The following is an 18103-nucleotide window of genomic DNA, read 5'->3' on the forward strand; positions in this document are numbered from 1 at the left end:
CCTTGCCCGCGCCCGTTCCGGAGCGCACCATGACGCGCATGACCGAACCGGACACCCGGCGAGCGCTCCTGCGGCTCGAGGCGGACGACGCCGACGCCGAGGAGCTCGACCGGCTCGCCCGCCGGCTGCGCGCCGAGCTGGGCGAGCTCGACGTCGACCTGCGCTCGGTACCCGGCGAGGTCCCGGCGGGCGCGAAGGGCGCGGACCCCGTGACGATCGGGTCTCTGATGGTGGCGTTCAGCGCGGCCGGCGGAGTGTTCCCCGGCCTGGTCGAGACGCTGCGCGAGTGGCTGGGCCGCCAGGCGGGCCGCCACAAGATCAAGATGACGATCGACGGCGACACCGTCGAGCTGGAGCGGGCGACCTCGGCGGAGCGCCAGCAGCTGATCGAGGCGTTCGTCCAGCGGCACGGCTGACCGCGCCCGGCACGCACTGCCGCTGGCCCTCCTGATCCTGGTGCTGACTTCAGGCGTGACGGGCTGGCTGGTCCCCTTGCTGCTCGTGGTCTTCGCGACCTTCATGGTGCTGGGCCTGTCGGCTGTCCCCGGTCGATCCAAATAGGACCGGCGCCGGGTGCCCGGTGCATCCGATTTCCGCCTTTCGTAGGGCATTCGCACCCTGCCACCCGTTTGCCGTCCCCGGTCGGCGTGCGCGGGTCTAGGGTTCAGCCGCCGAAGCCGAAGCCGAAAGGGAGAAAACAGTGAGACGTGCCCTTTTTTCCGTGGTGGCCGCCGCCGCGGTGGCGTCCGCGCTCGTGGCCGCGCCGGCCGCGACCGCCGCGCCCGCGAGCCAGGCGTCGATCGCCTGGGGGGCCTGCACCGACCCCACGCTCGTCGCCGCCGGCGCCGAATGCGGGTACCTGGGGGTCCCGCTCGACTACTCCAAGCCGCACGGTGAGCAGATCCAGCTCGCCGTCGACCGCGTCAAGCACAAGGTGCCGGACGGGCAGTACCAGGGCGTCATGCTGACGAACCCGGGTGGCCCCGGCGGCTCCGGCCTGCTGCTGGCGACCCGCGGGCCGCGCGTGCCCAACCACGCCGGCGACGCCTACGACTGGATCGGCTTCGACCCGCGCGGCGTCGGGTCCAGCAAGCCCGCGCTGAGCTGCGACCCGAACTACATGGACTACAACCGGCCGCAGTACGTGCCGTTCACCCCGCAGCTGGAGAAGACCTGGCTGAGCCGCTCCAAGGGGTACGCCGAGGCCTGCGCGAAGAACAACTCGAAGGCCCTGCTGGAGAACATGAAGACGACCGACACGGTCAAGGACATGGACTCCATCCGCCAGGCGCTCGGTGCGAAGCAGCTGAACTTCTACGGCTACTCCTACGGCACCTACCTCGGCCAGGTGTACGGCTCGCTGTTCCCGCGGAACGTGCGCCGGATGGTGCTCGACTCGACCGTCGACCCGCGCGGCGTCTGGTACGGCGACAACCTGAACCAGGACGTCGCGTTCGACAAGAACATCCTCATCTGGTTCGGCTGGGTCGCCCAGCACGACGACGTCTACCACCTCGGCAAGACCCAGTCCGCCGTGCAGCGCGTGGTGAACGAGCAGCTGCTCAAGGCGCAGTTCAACCCGGCGGGCGGCGTGATCGGGCCGGACGAGATCATCGACGTCATCCAGCAGGCGTCGTACTACCAGCTCCGGTGGACGCTGCTGGGCGACGCGCTCGCGCGGTTCGTCAACCAGGGTGACTGGCAGAACTGGAAGTCGCTGTTCGAGGCCTTCGGCGGCCGCGGCGACGACAACGGCTACGCGGTCTACCTGGCCGTCCAGTGCTCCGACGTCCAGTGGCCGCAGAGCTGGAACCAGTGGAAGATCGACAACTGGAAGACATTCACCAAGGCGCCGTACTTCACCTGGCAGAACGCCTGGTTCAACGCGCCGTGCCTGTACTGGCCGGCGAAGGCGGGCAAGCCGACCAAGATCGACGGCAGTGGCGTCCAGAGCGTCCTGATGATCGACGAGACGCTCGACGCGGCGACGCCGTTCCCGGGCAGCCTCGAGGTCCGCAGCCGCTTCCCGGGCGCGTCGCTGATCGCGGAGCCGGGCGGCACGAGCCACGCGATCACCCCGCGCGGCAACGCGTGCGTCGACAACAAGATCGCGGACTACCTGGCGACGGGCGCGCTCCCGGCCCGCAAGCCGGGCCGCACGGCCGACGTCGAGTGCGCCCCGCTGCCGCTGCCGGTGCCCCCGGCACCGACCGCGGCGAAGGCCGACCTCGGTGCGACTCAGGGTCTGGTTGCCGGGCGGTTCGTCGGCTGACCTGCGGAAACCCGCTGAGACGGGGTGTTGGGCCCAGCGCCCGGCACCCCGTTTTTTTGTAGGACGGGGTTGCCGAGGGCGTCACGTCGCAGTTGACGGTCGGCCAGGCTGGCGTCGGGCCGGTGTCTTCCGACGTCGCCGACTGGCGCGGCCGCGAGTGGCTCGGGAGGCAGGTGGCACGGGTCGCCGGGCGGTTCATCGGCTGACCTGCGGAAACCCGCTGAGACGGGGTGTCGGGCCCAGCGCCCGGCACCCAGTTTTTCTGACTTTCCGACGCCGGGGGCTTTGAACCCGCGCGGACTTTGTGTTACAAAGTGCACGTCGAGTTTGAAACGCAAAGTCCACGAAAGGAGAACGCCATGACCGGGGGACCGGCGTTCGCGCTCCACGGCCTCACCAAGCGGTTCGGCGGCGTCACGGCCGTCGGCGGGGTGTCCGTCGAGGTCGCGCAGGGGCAGATCGTCGCCCTGCTCGGGCCGAACGGCGCGGGCAAGTCGACCACCGTCGACATGCTGCTGGGGCTGACCAAGCCGGACGCGGGGGAGGTCACCGTCGCCGGGGGCAGCCCGCGTGAGGCCGTCGACCGGGGGCTCGTCGGCGCCATGATGCAGAACGGCGCGCTGCTCGGCGATGTCACCGTCGGCGAGATCGTCGACCTCATCGTCTCGACGCACGTCAACCCGCTGCCCGCCGCCGAGGTGATCGCCCGTGCCGGGCTCGAGAACCTCGTGAAGCGCCGCTGCGGCAAGCTTTCCGGCGGTGAACGCCAGCGCGTGCGGTTCGCCCTCGCCCTGGCCGGCGACCCGCGGCTGCTCGTCCTCGACGAGCCCACCGCCGCGATGGACGTCGACGGGCGGCGCGCCTTCTGGGCGGCCATCCGGGAGTTCGCCGCCACCGGCCGGACCGTGCTGTTCGCGACGCACTACCTCGCCGAGGCCGAGGACTACGCCGACCGCGTCGTGCTGATGCGCCACGGCGTCGTCGTCGCCGACGGCGCGGTCACCGAGGTCCGGGCCGCGGTGTCCGGGCGGGTGCTCAAGGCCGTCGTGCCGGAGGCCACCGAAACCGACCTGGCGGCGCTGCCGGGCGTCACGACCGTGCAGCTGCGCGCCAGCCGCGCCGAGCTGGCCTGCGCCGACTCCGACGCCGCCATCCGCGCGTTGCTGGCGAAGTACCCGCAGGCGTCCGACATCGAAATCACCGCACTGGGGCTGGAAGAGGCCTTCCTGGCGCTCACCGCCGACGAGACCGAAGGGGCGGCCGCGTGAACACCACCTACCTGAGCCTGGAGATCAAGCGGATCGTCCGCAGTCCCCAGTTCACGATCTTCACCATCGGCATGCCGACGGCGATGTACCTGCTGTTCGGGTCCATCTTCGGCGACACCCTCCTGGACAACGGCCTGCACTCCAGCACCCAGACGATGATCACCATGGCGGCGTACGGCGCCAGCGGCGGCGCCCTGTTCACCGGCACCCGCGTGGCGCAGGAGCGCACCGACGGCTGGCAGCGTCAGATCCGCCTGACGCCGATGCGCGGCTCCGGCTACCTGGCGGTGAAGGTCGCCTCGGCGATGGCCGTCGCCCTGCCGGTGCTCCTGGTCATCTTCCTCGTCGGCTTCCTGCGCGGCGAGCAGCTCGGCCTGGCCGACTGGGGCCGGCTGCTGGTCTTCCTGTGGGCGGCCACGCTGCCGTTCGCCGTGCTCGGGCTGGCGATCGGCCTGTTCGGCAAGGGCGACACGGTCGGCGCGGTGACCGGTGCGCTGATGATGCCGCTCGGCATGCTCGGCGGCCTGTGGATCCCGCTGGAGTTCCTGCCCGGCTGGATGACGACGCTGGCGCACTTCGTGCCGACCTACTGGCTGCGGCGCGTCGGCGTCGACCCGCTGACGCACGCGTCCGGGACGTGGGTCGCGGTGCTCGTGCTGGCGGGCTGGCTGGTCGTGCCCGCACTGGTCGTCGTGCGCCGGTTCCGGCTGGACACGGCCAGGTTGTGAGTGCTTGTTAACCTCCGTGCAGTGAACCTTGTTCTGCCGTCGCCCGGCGCATCACCAGGTTCCGAGCCTCCGTTTCGCGGCGGGGCGCGCCGGGCTGACCAGAACAAGGTTCAAGTACTGAGGGGTCTGCGCGGACGAAGGGCGGAACAGGTGGACGACGAGCCGATGTCGGCGGAGGAGTCGCTGAACCTGATCGCCCGGCAGAACCGGCAGAACCGCCGGGAACTGGGCGGAGGCCCCGCGCGCATGCTCGCCGCGTGGGCCTTCGCCTGGATCGTCGGCTGGGGCTTCACCTACTTCGCGACGCAGACCGAGAGCGTCCCGGGATGGGTCGGCGGCGTGCTCGTCACCGTGCTCTTCCTCGGCGCGATGGGCTACACCGCCTTCGTCAGCGCGCGGGCCGGGCGGGGGATCCGCGGCCCGTCCAAGACGGTCGGCGCGATGTACGGCTACAGCTGGGCCTTTGCCTCGATCGGGCTCTCCGTGATCGACATCCGGATCACCCAGTTCGGGTCGCTGACCTCCGACCAGGTGTCGCTGCTGTGGTCGGGCACCTGGCTGCTGGTCACCGGCGTCATGTACCTCGCCGGCGGCATGCTCTGGCAGGACAGGCTGATGTACGGCCTGGGCGCGTGGATGATCGTGTCCGCGGCGCTGAGCGTGCTGATCGGGTTCCCGGGCAACTTCCTGGTGCTGACCATCTGCGGCGGTGGCGGGTTCCTGCTCGCCTCGATCGTGTACTTCGTGCGCGAGAAGTCGCGATGAGCGAACCGCTGCCGCAGCTCGACCCGGTCATCCACGCCCAGGCGCGGTTGCGGGTCACGGTCGCGCTCGCCGGGCTGCACACCGGCGACCAGATCACCTTCCCGCGCCTGCAGCAGCTCCTGGACATGACCGCCGGCAACCTCTCGACGCACCTGCGCAAGCTCGAGGACGCCGAGTACGTCGAGATCACCAAGGCCTACGAGCACCGCACGCCGGTCACCCTGGTCCGGCTGACCGCGGCCGGGCGCGCGGCGTTCGAGAGCTACACCAAGGCGCTGCACCAGCTGCTGGACGCCACCGGCGGGGACTGACGTGGCCCGCTGGGTGATCCACCTCGACCTGGACGCCTTCTACGCGTCGGCCGAGCAGCTCACCCGCCCGACGCTGGCCGGGCGCCCGGTGCTCGTCGGCGGCACCGGCCCCCGCGGCGTCGTCGCGGGCGCGAGCTACGAGTCACGGGCGTTCGGCATCAAGTCGGCCATGCCGATGGCGCAGGCGCGGCGGCTGCTCCCGGCGAACGGCGTGATCGTGCCGCCGCGGTTCCGCGTGTACGAGCGGCTCAGCCAGGAGGTGTTCACCGTCGTCACGTCGGTGGCGCCGCTGCTGGAGAAGATCTCCCTCGACGAGGCCTTCGCCGAGCCGCCTTCGCTCGTCGGCGCGTCGTTCGACGAGGTGACGGAGTTCTGCGCGTCGCTGCGGTCCCGCATCCGCTCGGAAACCGGGCTGGTGGCGTCGATCGGCGCGGGCAACGGCAAGCAGATCGCCAAGATCGCCTCGGACGAGGCCAAGCCGGACGGCCTGCTGGTGGTGCCGCAGGGCACCGAACGCGAGTTCCTCGCGCCGCTGCCGGTGCGCGCGCTGTGGGGGATCGGCCCGGTCGCCGAGGGGAAGCTGCGGTTCATCGACGTCCAGACGCTGGGGCAGCTGGCGGCACTGTCCGAACAGGACGCGGTGGCGACGCTGGGCGGCGTGGTCGGCCGCGACCTGCGCCGCCTGGCCACGGGCTTCGACGACCGCCCGGTGGCCGACCGCGGCGAGACCAAGCAGGTCAGCGCGGAGACGACGTTCGACACGGACATCATCGACCTCGCGTCCTTGCGGGCGGAGGTCCGCCGGATCGCGGTGGGGGCGCACAAGCGGCTGGTCAAGGCCGAGCGCGTGGCCCGCACGGTGGTGATCAAGCTGCGGCACACGGACATGCACACGGTGACCCGCTCGGAGACGATCTCGGCACCCACGGACGACCTGGCCGAGCTGGCGGCGGTGGCGGAACGGCTGCTGCTGGACCCGGCGGAGTTCGGCGGGATCCGCCTCGCCGGCGTCGCCTACAGCGGGCTTTCGGTGCCGCACCAGGACGCGTTGTTCAGCCTCTCCGTACCGGAAACCGCGGCGGCCACGGTGGTCTCCGCCGCGGCCGCACCGGTCGCCGCCCCGTCGGAGTGGCGACAGGGCGACGACGTGGTGCACGAGGAGTTCGGCACGGGCTGGGTCCAGGGCGCGGGCCACGGCCGGGTGACGGTCCGCTTCGAGCACCGCAGCTCGGGCCCGGGCGCGGCGAAGACGTTCCCCCAGACCGACCCGGCCCTGACCCGTGGCGACCCCGGCGACTGCCTGAAGTGACCTACTCGGCCGAGCAGCCTTGCAGCTTGGCCACTTCCTGGCCGGCCAGCAGGAACGCGCCGACGCCGAACGCCGACGTGTCGGTCACCTTCGCCGTCGCCGGGCGGTCGCCGACCGGCTGGACGTAGCCGACCTTGCCGTCCGCCTGCAGCGCCTTCGTCGACAACGCCGTCCACGCCTTGTCCACCACCGGGCGGAACCGCGATGCGTCCAGGATGCCCGCGGAGATGCCCCAGCCGATGCCGAACGTGAAGAACGCCGTGCCGCTCGTCTCCGGGCCGCCGTGGTCCCACGGGTTCAGCAGGTCGGAGTTCCAGAAGCCGTCACGACGCTGCACCAGGGCCAACGTCGTTGCCATCTTCTTGTACACCCGCAGGTACTCCGGCCGGCGCGGGTCGGTGGACGGCAGGACCTGCAGCACCTTCGTCAGCGCCGCCAGGGCCCAGCCGTTGCCGCGCGACCAGAACACGCCCGAGCCGGTGAACCGCGCGTCGCGGTACCACAGGCCCGTGAAGTCGTTGAACAGCTTGTGTTCCGACGACTTGAACAGCTTGTCCATCGCATCCAAATAGGACGGATCGTGGTCGATCACGCTCATCCGGGCGAACGACGGCATCGCCATGTTCAGCGCGTCGACGTAGTTCCAGTAGTCGCGGTGCCCGGCCTGCACGGACGCGACCTCGTCCTTGATCCGGGTGCGGATCGAGTCGAGCGGGATCTCCGGGTGGAAGTACGTGTACAGGTCGAGGTACGCCTCGCCGGCCGCCTGGTTGTCCGGGAAGAACGGCCGCTTCGGGTCCAGCGGCAGCTGGTAGTTCGCGGCCTGCGCCCACGGCAGTGTCTTGTGGTTCGACTGGCCGGTGGTCCGGACCAGTGCGAGGTTGCCGACGTGGAACGTCGCGTTCTGCCAGTCGATCGCGTCGAGGTTGGTGCCGTTGGCGACCCAGTAGTCGCCGGCGGCGACCATCTGGCCGGTGATCGGGCAGTCTGCGGGGGCCGCGACCGCCGCCGGAGCGGAGAACAGCCCGCCCGCCACCACCGCGGCCGCGAGCACGCCAAAGCCACGAATACCCGGGAAACGCATGGAAGCGTCCTCCTCAGCACGTCATGGCGGCGGGTGGGTCGCAGCGAGTGTTCAGGGTTCCCGGTGGACGTGTCAAGGTGCCGGTGAGTGGTACGGCGCAACGGTTTCCAGCAACCGGCGGGACGCGGATTCGGCCCCGTCGGCGTTCTTCGCGAGCACCAGTGTCAGCACCCGGGAATGCGCCACGAGCTCCATCGGCTCGCCGTGCGCCGTCAGCGCGGCCACGACGGGGACGTGCAGCTGCGCGATCAACGCGTTGCCGGACGCGCGGATCAAGGCCGCGTGGAACTTCGAGTCGGCGTCGTGGAAGGCCGCGGTGTCCTGGCGCTCGACGGCGTCCGCCATCAGCTCGTAGGCCGCGGCCATCGCCGAAAGCTCGTCGGGACGCCGGTGCTGCGCCGCCAGCCGCGCCGCCTGCGGCTCGATGGTCAGCCGCAGTTCCCGCAGCTCGTGCAGGTGGTGGCGGCCGTCCGGCCCGTTGACGCGCCAGCCGATGACGTCCGGGTCGATCGCGTCCCACGCCTCGGGGGGCAGTGTCCACGTGCCGACGCGCGGCCGCGCGGTCACCATGCCCTTGGATTCCAGCACCCGCAGTGCCTCGCGCACCACCGTCCGGGAGGCGGAGAAGCGGCGGCCGAGCTCCTCGGGGACGAGCGGTTGCCCGTCCCCGAGGACGCCTTCGACGATGAGCCTGCCCAGTTCGTCCACTATCCGGGCATGGAGGTTCACCGGCTACTCGGGCAGGCCGACGCGGCGCTCTCCACTGCGCAGCTGCTGCAGCACGACCGCGATCACGAGCAGGGCGCCGTGGGCGACGTTCTGCCAGAACGGGTTGATGCCCAGCCCGGACATGCCGTTGTCGAGCACGCCCAGGATGATCACCGCGAGGACCGTGGAGATGATCGACCCGCGGCCGCCCTTGAGCATCGTGCCGCCGAGCGCCGCGCCGGTGACGGCCTGCAGCTCGAGGCCTTCGGACCCGGACACCGGCTGGCCGGAGCCCGTGCGCGCGGTGATCAGCACGCCCGCGACCGCCGCCACCACGCCGGCCAGCGCGTACACGCCGATGATGTACCGGTTGATGTTGATGCCGGCCAGCCGCGCCGCGGTGTCGTTGCCGCCGATGGCGTAGACGTTGCGGCCGATGTCGGTGTACTTGAGCAGGAAGTGCAGCAGCGCCGCGACGATCAGGAACACCCACACCAGCGACGGCAGGCCCGCGATGGCGCCCTTGGCCAGGAAGATGAACAGGTCGTCGCCGCCGGTGTAGCCCTGCGACTTGCCGTCCGAGATGACCTGCGCGACGCCCTTGTAGGTGGCGAGCATGGCCAGCGTCGCGACCACCGGGTTGACCCGGCCGAAGATGATGATCATGCCGTTGATCAGGCCGCAGAGGATGCCGACACCGACCGCGGCGAGGATGCCGACCCCGGCGCTGCCGGTCGAGGTGAACACCATCGCCGAGATGACCGAGGCGAGCCCGGCCATCGAGCCGACCGAGATGTCCAGCGCGCCCAGGATGATCACCAGGGTCTGCACCAGGGCCAGCAGGCCCATGATGGTGATCGCGCTGCCGATCAGCAGCAGGTTGTTGGTGCGCAGGAAGTTGTCGTTCAGGATGCTCAGCAGGACGATCAACGCGATCAGCGTGATGATCAGGCTGGAGTTCTGCACGCCGATGCCGGTCAGCACGCGGCGCGCGGCGCTCGGCTGCGCAGGTGCGGCCGGGGCCGTCGTTTCCTTGGTGGGGGTACTCATGCGCCGACCTCGCTGACGCTCGGCACGGCTACAGCCGTGTCATTCGATTCGTTCGCAAGCTCACTCATGCGCCGATCTCCTGGGCTTCTTCCACGGCTGGTTCGGTTTCGGGGATGGCGAGGGTCAGCACGGCTTCCTCGGTCGCGTCCTCGCGGCTGAGCTCGCCGGCCAGGTGCCCGGCCCGCATGACGAGGATGCGGTCGGCCAGCGTCAGCACCTCGGGCAGGTCGGAGGAGATGACCAGCAGCGCGATGCCTTCCGCGGCGAGGCCGTCGATGATCCGGTAGATCTCGGCCTTCGCGCCGACGTCGACGCCGCGCGTCGGCTCGTCGAGGATCAGCAGCTTCGGCCGCCGCGCGAGCCAGCGCGCCAGGACGGCCTTCTGCTGGTTGCCGCCGGAAAGCTTGCGGACTTCCTGCTCCATCGACGGCGTACGCACGCGAAGCTCGCGGATGTACTCCTCGACGAGCGCGCGTTCCTTCGCCCGCTTCACGACGCGGAAGCGGCGAAGGCGGTCCAGCACCGAGATGGAGATGTTGTCGCGGACGGACCGCTGCATGAGCAGCGCGTCCGTCTTGCGCTCCTCGGGCGCGAAGCCGATGCCGGCCTTCACGGCGTCACCCGGGTTGTGCGCGCGCAGCCGCTTGCCGTCGAGCTCGACCGTGCCCGACCGGATCGGCAGGTCGCCGACGATCGCGCGGGCCAGCTCGGAGCGTCCCGCGCCGACCAGGCCGGCCAGGCAGACGACCTCGCCCGCGCGAACCTGCAGCGAGATGCCGGTGACGTCGTCGGTCGTGACGTCGTCGAGCTTCAGCACGACGTCGCCGGTGTCCTGGGTGACGCGGCGCTCGAGGGCCGAGAGGTCACGGCCGATCATCATCCGGACCAGGCCGGGCTCGTCGGTCTCCGCGACCTGCTGGACGCCGACGAGCTTGCCGTCGCGCAGCACGGCGACGCGGTCCGCGAGCTGGAAGATCTCCTTCATCCGGTGCGAGACGTAGACGACCGCGACACCGCTGTCGCGCAGCCGCCCGATCAGCCGGAACAGCGCCTCGACCTCGTGCTCGGACAGCGACGACGTCGGCTCGTCGAAGGCGATCACCTTCGGCGGCGTGGCCGCGGTGAGGACGCGCAGGATCTCGACGATCTGGCGCTGCGCGGCCGACAGCGCGACGCCCAGCGTCGCGGGGTTGAGGACGCCTTCGAAGCCGTACTCGGCGAGCGCGTCCTGCGTCGCCTTGATGAGCGTGCGGCGGTTGAACACCCGTGCCTTGGCGGGGAGCTCGCCGACGAAGACGTTCTCCGCCACCGAGACGTGCGGGATGATCTCGGGTTCCTGGTAGATCACGCGGACCCCGGCGGCCATCGCCGCGCGCGGGGTGTCGAACGCGACCTCGGTGCCGTCGAGGAGCAGGCGCCCGTCGTCGGGGCCCTGGTCACCGGAGAGGACGCGCAGCAGCGTCGACTTCCCGGCGCCGTTTTCGCCCATCAGCGCCAGCACCTCGCCGGAGCGGATTTCCAGCGAGACGTCGTCGAGGGCGGTGACGCCGGAGAAGCGCTTGCCGATGCCCTCGACGGCGAGCGCGGCAGGAGAGCTGGACATGATCGCCTTCCGTACGGCGGTCGTGAGTGGGAAACAGTGTTAGAACACTGTTTCCCACTCACGACGGGATCGGTCAGGTGCAGTTGACGCCGGCCTGCTTGTAGTTGTCCTTGTTGACGATCGTGGTCTTCGCGATCGTCTCCGCGGGCAGCTCCTTGCCGTTCTTCACCTTGTCCACCAGCACCTGGATCGCCGAGCGGCCGACCTCGGCGCCGGAGATGTAGAGCGCGGACTTGTTGCCGGTGTCCTTGCCGGCCGCCCAGTCCTTGCAGTCGAGGTACGCGCCGAGCCCGACGCCGATGATGTTGCTCGCCTGCACGCCGGAGTTGGCGAGCGCGGTCACGACACCGGTCTCGTTCTCGTCGTTGCAGCCCCACACGACCCAGTGCTTGACGCCCGGGTTGGAGCTGATCACCGCGCCGGAGCGGTTCTGCGCGTCGACGGGCGAGTTGTCGGTGCCGACGTCGATCACCGGGACCTCGGCGCCCGCCGCCTTGGCGAACGCGGACTTCGCGGCGCCGACGCGGTCGGTGCAGACGGTGAGGTCCTGCTTGTAGGCACTGATGATCTTGGTGTCGGCGGCGGTCCAGCCGGCGGCCTTGAAGAGCTTGCCGGCCTCGGTCCCGACCGAGTCGCCCATCTGGCTGCCGTTGAAGCCGACGAACGGGGCCTTCGCGCCGGTGCCGTCCTTGATGACGTCGTCCGAGGCGATGATCGGGATGCCCGCGCTCTTCGCCTTGTCGATCACCTGCGGGCCGATGGCCTGGTCCGGGACGACGATGGCGACGCCGTTCGCACCCTGCGCGACCGCCGCGTCCAGCTCGGTGATCGCCTTGTTGGCGTCCTGGCCGAGGTTGACGACCTTGAGCTCGACGCCGAGCTCCTTCGCCTTCTCCTGCGCACCCTGGGCCTGCTCGACGAAGTACTGCTGGTCACCCTGTTTCTGCAGGTAGTAGAGGGTGATCTTGCCGTTGGCGGGTGCCTGCTGCGTCGGTGCCGCGGTGTCTTTGCCCGAGGAGCACGAGGCCATCAGGACACCGGAAATCAAACAACAACCAACAACGCTCCAGGTGCGCAGCCTGTGCGAGTGTGGGGACATCGTTGCTCCCAAGGAGGCCGAGGTTCGAGTGGCGCGTGGGGGCGCCACTGGGTGACTGGTATTACAAAACACCCGTTCGTGCAGCGTCAACCCGCAGTTAGCGGAGCGATACCTACTCTCCGTAGTTGCATCGTGGCACGCACCCGAGTGATTTATCGTATTTTTTAGCGGCTGTCCTGCGCGTTGTCCGGTTTTGTCCTGTGCGAATGTTCTGATCGGTGTTGTCGACTGTGGTGGAAGTTTCCGTTGACCAGGAGCGCGCACGTGTCGGGTTCGTCCGGATGGGAGGATGACCCGACCACAGCAGCAGGGGGACCGATGACGAAGTTCCGCGTCGCCGCGCTCGCCGGGATCGCCGTCCTGGCGGCCGCGTGCAGCAGCCCGCCGCAGTCCGGCCCGGCGCCGACGCCGTTCCCGGAGACGCCGTCTTCGGCCGAGGCGGCCCCGGACGGCTCGTTCAGCGTCGTCGCGACCGGCGACGTCCTGATCCACCCGGCGCTGACCGAGCAGGCCGAGGCCGACGGCAAGGGCAAGATCGACTACCGGCCGCTGCTCGCCGGGATCAAGCCACTGATCTCCGGCGCCGACCTCGGGATCTGCCACCTCGAGACGCCGCTGGCGCCGGAAGGCGGCCCGTACAGCGGCTACCCGTCGTTCAGCGCGCCGCCGGAGATCGCGGACGCGCTCAAGGACACCGGCTACGACACGTGCTCGACGTCGTCCAACCACACGATCGACCAGGGCGCCGACGGTGTGAAGCGGACGTTGGACAAGCTCGACGAGACGGGCATCAAGCACACCGGCTCGGCGCGGTCTTCGAAGGAAGCGGCGACGCCGCTGGTTCTCGACGTCCACGGCGTGAAGGTCGCGCAGGTGTCGTACGCCTTCGGGTTCAACGGCATCAAGGTGCCGGCCGGGAAACCGTGGCTGGCCAACCAGATCGACGTCGACGACGTCCTGGCGTCGGCCCGGAAGGCGCGTGAGGCGGGCGCGCAGGTCGTGATCGCGAGCCTGCACTGGGGCGTGGAGTACCAGCACGAGCCGACGGCCGAGCAGCGGTCGCAGGCCAAGAAGCTCCTGGCGTCGGACGACATCGACCTGATCGTCGGCCACCACGCGCACGTGGTCCAGCCGTTCGAGAAGATCGGCGACAAGTGGGTCGCCTACGGGCTCGGCAACAGCGTCGCCCGCCATTCCGAGCCGAAGGGTGACACGGAGGAGGGCGCGGCGGCCCGCTTCCGCTTCGTCCGCGACGGCGACCGCTGGAAGGTCGACAAGGCCGAGTACATCCCGACGCTGATCAAGCTCGACGCCCCGATCCGCCTGATCGACTTGTCGACATCCCCCGCGTCAGCGCAGGTCACGAAGGCCCTGGGCGACACGGACAAGAACATCCTGAGCCTCAAAGCCGACAAAGACGGCCTCACCCGCCCCGGCAAGTAACGGACGACACGCGTACCTGCGCGGACGACACGCGTACCCAGACGGACGACACGCCGGGCCGGGCACGTGCTCGCCGTGTCGTCCATCCAGGTACGCGTGTCGTCCGCCGGGGTACGCGTGTCGTCCGTTCCGGTACGCGGGTCAGTGGGTGCGGGTGGTGATCAGGCGGGCCAGGGCGGCCAGTTCGGCGGCGGGGCGGGGGACCGGGTTCACCGCCGCGAGGTCGCGGAGTCCCTTCGCCACCAAGGCCGACGCCTGGGCCTGGCTCCACTGGCGGCCGCCGGCCTCGTCGACGAGCGTGGCCGCGAGGGCCAGCTCGACGGCGTCGAGCGGGTCGGTGCCGGAGTACAGGGTCGCCAGCTCCGCGCCCGCCGTCGTGCCGGACGACAGCGCCGTCACCACCGGGAGCGACTTCTTGCGGTTCTGCAGGTCCGAGTAGACCGGCTTGCCCGTCTCGGCGGGGTCGCCCCAGATGCCGAGCAGGTCGTCGACGTGCTGGAACGCCAGCCCGATCGACCGGCCGAACTCGCCGAACCGCTGCACCGCTTCCGGCCGCCCGGCGAGCAACGCGCCCAGCTCGCAGCTCGCGCCGATCAGGGCGGCCGTCTTGCCGACGGCCATCCGGACGCACTCCGCCTGCGTGACGTCGTCGCGCTGCTCGAAGTCGACGTCGGCGGCCTGACCTTCCAGCAGTTCGAGGACACCCCGGGACAGCAGTCTCGAGCCCTCGGGTTGCAGCTGTTCGAACGCCACGCTCAGCAGCGCGTCCCCGGCGAGCACCGCGGGCCCGGTGCCGAAGACCGTCCACGCCGTCGGCCGGTGCCGCCGGGTGGTGTCGCCGTCCATGACGTCGTCGTGCAGCAGCGAGAAGTTGTGCACGAGCTCGACCGCGACGGCGGCGGGCACGGCGTCCGCCGGGACGCCACCGGCGGCTTCCGCGCACAGCAGGACCAGCGCCGGCCGCAACGCCTTGCCGCCGTCCGCGGACGACGGTTCGCCGTGGGCGTCTTCCCAGCCGAAGTGGTAGCCGGCGATCCGCCGCATCACCTCGGGCAGCCGCTCGGCCGCCGTGCGCAAAGCGGGGTCGACCAGGCCCTTGCTCCACGCGAGGACGTCGGCGAGGGGGCGGGCGGCGGTCCGGGAGTCCATGGTCGTCATGAGCGTCCGATCTCGACGTCGTCGAGCACGCCGAGCGCGTCCGGCACGAGCACGGCGGCGGAGTGGTAGGCACTGACCAGGTACGACGTGACGGCCCGGTCGCTGATCCCCATGAACCGGACGTTGAGCCCCGGCTGGTACTCGTCCGGCAGCGACTTCGGGCGGAGGCCGATGACGCCGGCGTCGTCCTCGCCGACGCGCATGGCCAGGATCGACGTCGTGCCGGTGTCGGTGACGGGGATCTTGTCGCACGGCAGGATCGGCACCCCGCGCCAGGCCGTGACGCGCTTCCCGTCGAGGACCGTCGTATCGGGGTAAAGCCGGCTTGCGGTGCACTCGCGGCCGAACGCGGCGATCGCGCGCGGGTGGGCGAGGAAGAACTTCGTCTTGCGACGGCGGCAAAGCAGGTCGTCGAGGTCCAGCGGCGTCGGTGGCCCGCTGCGGGTCGTGAGACGGTGTTTGAGGTCGACGTTGTGCAGCAGCCCGAAGTCGGTGTTGTTGACCAGCTCGTGCTCTTGCCGTTCCCGCAACGCTTCCACGGTCAGCCGGAGCTGCTGCTCGAGCTGGTTCATGGGGTTGTTGTAGAGATCGGTGACGCGGTTGTGCACGCGCAGCACGGTCTGCGCGACGGCGAGGTCGTACTCCCGCGGCGAAGGGTCGTAGTCGACGTACGTGCCGGACAGCACGGGCTCGCCGTCGTGGCCGGCCGCCAGGTCGATGCTGGCCTCACCGGCCTTGTTCTGCGGCTTCCGCGGCCGCCCGACCGCCTCGGCGACGTGCGTCCGCAGGGACTCCGACCGGCCGTTGAGCCGCGCGTACGCCGAAGCGGACAGCACCAGCGCGATGACGCGGGTCGCGGCGCGGGCGGTGAAGCTCCACCGCGCGTCGTCGCGGGCGAGGAGCTCGGCGCCGAAGTGGTCGCCGTCGGTGGCGGTGCCGAGGGTGACGTCGTCGCCGTACTCGCCGCGGCCGTGCTGCGTGACTTTGCCGTGGGCGACGAGGATCAGCGTGTCGAGCGGCGTGTCCGCGTCGACGATCGTGGCGCCGGGTTCGTACTCGCGTTGTTCGAAGGCTTCGGCGAGGGCGCTCAACGCTTGCTCGTCGCCGAAGCCGCGAAGGAGTTCGAGTTCGGTGAGCTCGGCGGGGACGACCTGGACGCGGGCGCCGGTGGTGTAGAAGCTGACCTCGCCGTCGCCGATGGTGTAGGTGAGGCGGCGGTTGACGCGGTAGCTGCCCGCGGGGACGTCGACCCAGGCCAGTTGCGAGAGCAGCCAGCGGGTGGTGATGCCGCGCATCTGCGGCAGCGACTTCGTCGTCGTGGTCAGCGTCCGCGCGGCCTTGACGCCCAGGGACAGCTGTTCTTCGGTGACGGTCAAGGGGTCACGCGCCGATCGGGTCCAGGTGCGGCGGGCTTGGGCACGACCCGGGCCGCGGCGGTGCCGAGCCCGGTCGGCCCGAAGGCCGACGGCGGCAGGCCGGGCCCGGGACGCGGCGGTTCCGCGTCGGGCTTGCGGGGCGGGGTCGCGGGCTCCGGCATCACGCCTCCCGGCCGAGTTCGGCGCTTTCCAGCACGGCCAGCGCGTCCGGGACCAGCACGGCGGCGGAGTAGTACGCCGACACCAGGTACGACATGATCGCCTGCTCGGAGAGGCCCATGAACCGGACGTTCAGCCCCGGCTGGTATTCGTCCGGGAGGCCGGTCTGGTGCAACCCGACCACGCCCTGGGCCTGTTCCCCGGTCCGCATCAACAAGATCGAACTGGTGCGGGTCTCGGTGACGGGGATCTTGTTGCAGGGCAGGATCGGGACCCCGCGCCAGGCGGGGACGTGGTGACCGCCGAAGTCGACGGCGTCGGGGTAGACACCGGCCTTGGTGCATTCCCGGCCGAACGCGGCGATCGTCTTCGGGTGCGCCAGGAAGAACCCGGGGTCCTTCCAGACCAGGGCGAGGAGTTCGTCGAGGTCGTCGGGGGTGGGTGGTCCGGTGCGGGTGGGGATGCGCTGGGCGAAGTCGGCGTTGTGCAGCAACCCGAAGTCGGTGTTGTTGACCAGTTCGTGTTCCTGGCGTTCCCGCAACGCCTCGATGGTCAGCCGCAGCTGTTGTTCGATCTGGTTCATCGGCTGGTTGTAGAGATCCGCCACCCGCGAATGCACCCGCAGCACCGTCTGCGCGACCGACAGCTCGTACTCCCGCGGTTGGGCGTCGTAGTCGACGAACGTCCCGGGCAGCATCGGCTCGCCGTCGTGGCCGGAGGCGAGGGAGATTTCGGCTTCGCCGTGGTCGTTGCGGGCCGAGGCGCCGCCGGCGACGAACGCCTCCAGATGGGCTTGCAGGGTTTCCGACCGGGACCGTACGTCTTCGAAGACGTCGCGGGGCAGGGAGAGGACGGTGCAGGTGGTGACGGCCTTGGCGGTGAACTCCCAGATCCCGTCGTCGCGGATGAGGGCGGTTTCGCCGAAGTAGTCGCCGTCGGCCATCGTGCCGAGCACGGTCTGGTCGCCGTAGGCGCCGGTGCCGACCTTGGTGATCTTGCCGTGGGCGATGAGGAAGACCTGGTCGGCGCGGGAGCCGAACTCGACGAGGGTGTCGCCGGGGGCGTATTCGTGCTGGGAGAACCGGGAGGCGAGTTCGGCGAGGACGTCTTCGTCGTCGTAGCCGCGCAGGGGGGCGAGTTCGCCGAGTTCGGGTGGGATGACGCGGACTTCGGCGCCGGTGGTGGTGAAGGTGACCCGGCCGTCGCCGACGGAGTAGGAGAGGCGGCGGTTGACGCGGTAGGCGCCACCGGAGACCTCGACCCAGGGCAGGAGTTTGAGCAGCCAGCGGGAGGAGATGCCCTGCATCTGCGGGACCGACTTGGTCGTGGTGGCCAGGGTGCGGGCCGCGGCCCGTCCGAGGCTCAGCGGTGCCTGGTCGGTGTCCACCGGGTCGGTGACAGTCACAACGAGAACCACCCAATCATTCGGAAGCCGGGAATGCCCGAGGCTGGCAACGAAGAATCAACATAGCAACGGCGTCCGCGCGCACAATGACACGATCGGGTCGGCGGGATCGTTACCTGGTTGGCTTCCGGCCATTTCGGGCACTTTTCCCGTTCGCTCGTCCGCCGCCCATCACCCGCCGTTCCCGGTCGTCACCCGGTCGGGAAGATCCCTGCTCGTAAGGGGAATTCGTCGTCGCGGTGGGGAGCGGCGGAAGGCACCGCGGTGTCGGTGAACTGCGCCGAACCGGCTATGGTCGCGGCCTGGGTGAGGCCACTCGGATGAACCGAACAATTCCCGGTTGTCCCTCCGGAAATGCGTGGCTA

17 protein-coding genes are annotated in these 18103 nt (G+C 70.2%); 8 read left to right on the forward strand and 9 right to left on the reverse strand.

All coding sequences use genetic code 11. From position 1 onward, the window contains the following. Window positions 1–38 precede the first annotated feature (38 nt). The 7 genes from ACZ7OU_RS43110 (at window position 39) to ACZ7OU_RS43140 (ending at window position 6653) form a co-directional block, all read left to right on the forward strand. Window positions 39–416, forward strand: coding sequence for an effector-associated constant component EACC1 (locus ACZ7OU_RS43110; protein WP_470245384.1), 378 nt, complete (start codon window positions 39–41; stop codon window positions 414–416). 284 nt (window positions 417–700) lie between these two features. Beyond that, window positions 701–2272: an alpha/beta hydrolase gene (locus ACZ7OU_RS43115; RefSeq protein ID WP_470259715.1), complete on the forward strand. Its 1572-nt coding sequence runs from the start codon at window positions 701–703 to the stop codon at window positions 2270–2272. Between the two features lie 359 nt (window positions 2273–2631). After that, window positions 2632–3540, forward strand: a complete 909-nt coding sequence (locus tag ACZ7OU_RS43120) for an ABC transporter ATP-binding protein (protein ID WP_470259716.1) — start codon at window positions 2632–2634, stop codon at window positions 3538–3540. After that, window positions 3537–4268 (forward strand): ABC transporter permease, encoded by a 732-nt coding sequence (locus ACZ7OU_RS43125; RefSeq protein WP_470245380.1) that lies wholly within the window; start codon window positions 3537–3539, stop codon window positions 4266–4268. Before ACZ7OU_RS43120 ends, ACZ7OU_RS43125 begins: the two co-directional genes overlap by 4 nt. 150 nt (window positions 4269–4418) lie before the next feature. Further along, window positions 4419–5033, forward strand: a complete 615-nt coding sequence (locus ACZ7OU_RS43130; protein ID WP_470259717.1) for a hypothetical protein — start codon at window positions 4419–4421, stop codon at window positions 5031–5033. Further along, window positions 5030–5344, forward strand: coding sequence for a transcriptional regulator (locus ACZ7OU_RS43135; protein WP_470245378.1), 315 nt, complete (start codon window positions 5030–5032; stop codon window positions 5342–5344). The genes ACZ7OU_RS43130 and ACZ7OU_RS43135 overlap by 4 nt, the downstream gene beginning before the upstream one ends. A gap of 1 nt (window position 5345) precedes the next feature. Continuing rightward, the gene (locus tag ACZ7OU_RS43140) at window positions 5346–6653 is read left to right on the forward strand and encodes a DNA polymerase IV (RefSeq protein WP_470259718.1); all 1308 of its coding nucleotides are present in this window, start codon (window positions 5346–5348) and stop codon (window positions 6651–6653) included. A gap of 1 nt (window position 6654) precedes the next feature. Here ACZ7OU_RS43140 and ACZ7OU_RS43145 read toward each other — a convergent pair whose 3' ends face one another. The 5 genes from ACZ7OU_RS43145 to ACZ7OU_RS43165 form a co-directional block, all read right to left on the reverse strand. Then, entirely contained in the window at window positions 6655–7737 is a 1083-nt protein-coding gene (locus tag ACZ7OU_RS43145) for a glycoside hydrolase family 88 protein (RefSeq protein WP_470259719.1), read from the reverse strand. Window positions 7738–7809: 72 nt separating this feature from the next. After that, entirely contained in the window at window positions 7810–8466 is a 657-nt protein-coding gene (locus tag ACZ7OU_RS43150) for a FadR/GntR family transcriptional regulator (protein ID WP_470245375.1), read from the reverse strand. 3 nt (window positions 8467–8469) lie between these two features. Then, window positions 8470–9495 (reverse strand): ABC transporter permease, encoded by a 1026-nt coding sequence (locus tag ACZ7OU_RS43155; RefSeq protein ID WP_360482365.1) that lies wholly within the window; start codon window positions 9493–9495, stop codon window positions 8470–8472. Between the two features lie 64 nt (window positions 9496–9559). Continuing rightward, window positions 9560–11098 carry a sugar ABC transporter ATP-binding protein gene (locus tag ACZ7OU_RS43160; protein ID WP_470245374.1) on the reverse strand — a complete coding sequence of 513 codons (1539 nt, stop codon included), beginning with the start codon at window positions 11096–11098 and terminating at the stop codon, window positions 9560–9562. 73 nt (window positions 11099–11171) lie between these two features. Then, window positions 11172–12146 (reverse strand): substrate-binding domain-containing protein, encoded by a 975-nt coding sequence (locus ACZ7OU_RS43165; protein ID WP_470245373.1) that lies wholly within the window; start codon window positions 12144–12146, stop codon window positions 11172–11174. Window positions 12147–12515: 369 nt separating this feature from the next. On the opposite strand from ACZ7OU_RS43165, the gene ACZ7OU_RS43170 reads away from it, so the two are divergent. Further along, window positions 12516–13640: a CapA family protein gene (locus tag ACZ7OU_RS43170; RefSeq protein WP_470259720.1), complete on the forward strand. Its 1125-nt coding sequence runs from the start codon at window positions 12516–12518 to the stop codon at window positions 13638–13640. Window positions 13641–13781: 141 nt separating this feature from the next. On the opposite strand, the gene ACZ7OU_RS43175 is transcribed toward ACZ7OU_RS43170, so the two are convergent. Genes ACZ7OU_RS43175 through ACZ7OU_RS43190 form a run of 4 tightly spaced genes read right to left on the reverse strand, consistent with a single transcriptional unit; the run spans window position 13782 to window position 17738 of the window. Beyond that, window positions 13782–14798 (reverse strand): family 2 encapsulin nanocompartment cargo protein polyprenyl transferase, encoded by a 1017-nt coding sequence (locus ACZ7OU_RS43175; protein WP_470259721.1) that lies wholly within the window; start codon window positions 14796–14798, stop codon window positions 13782–13784. Beyond that, entirely contained in the window at window positions 14795–16174 is a 1380-nt protein-coding gene (locus ACZ7OU_RS43180) for a family 2B encapsulin nanocompartment shell protein (protein WP_470259722.1), read from the reverse strand. Before ACZ7OU_RS43180 ends, ACZ7OU_RS43175 begins: the two co-directional genes overlap by 4 nt. Continuing rightward, on the reverse strand, window positions 16171–16335 hold the full coding sequence (locus tag ACZ7OU_RS43185) for a hypothetical protein (RefSeq protein ID WP_470245369.1): 165 nt from the start codon (window positions 16333–16335) through the stop codon (window positions 16171–16173). Before ACZ7OU_RS43185 ends, ACZ7OU_RS43180 begins: the two co-directional genes overlap by 4 nt. Continuing rightward, complete coding sequence (locus ACZ7OU_RS43190) at window positions 16335–17738, reverse strand: family 2B encapsulin nanocompartment shell protein (protein ID WP_470259723.1); 1404 nt, start codon at window positions 17736–17738, stop codon at window positions 16335–16337. The genes ACZ7OU_RS43185 and ACZ7OU_RS43190 overlap by 1 nt, the downstream gene beginning before the upstream one ends. Window positions 17739–18103: the final 365 nt, after the last annotated feature.

This window comes from Amycolatopsis sp. NPDC114505 (assembly GCF_055633615.1).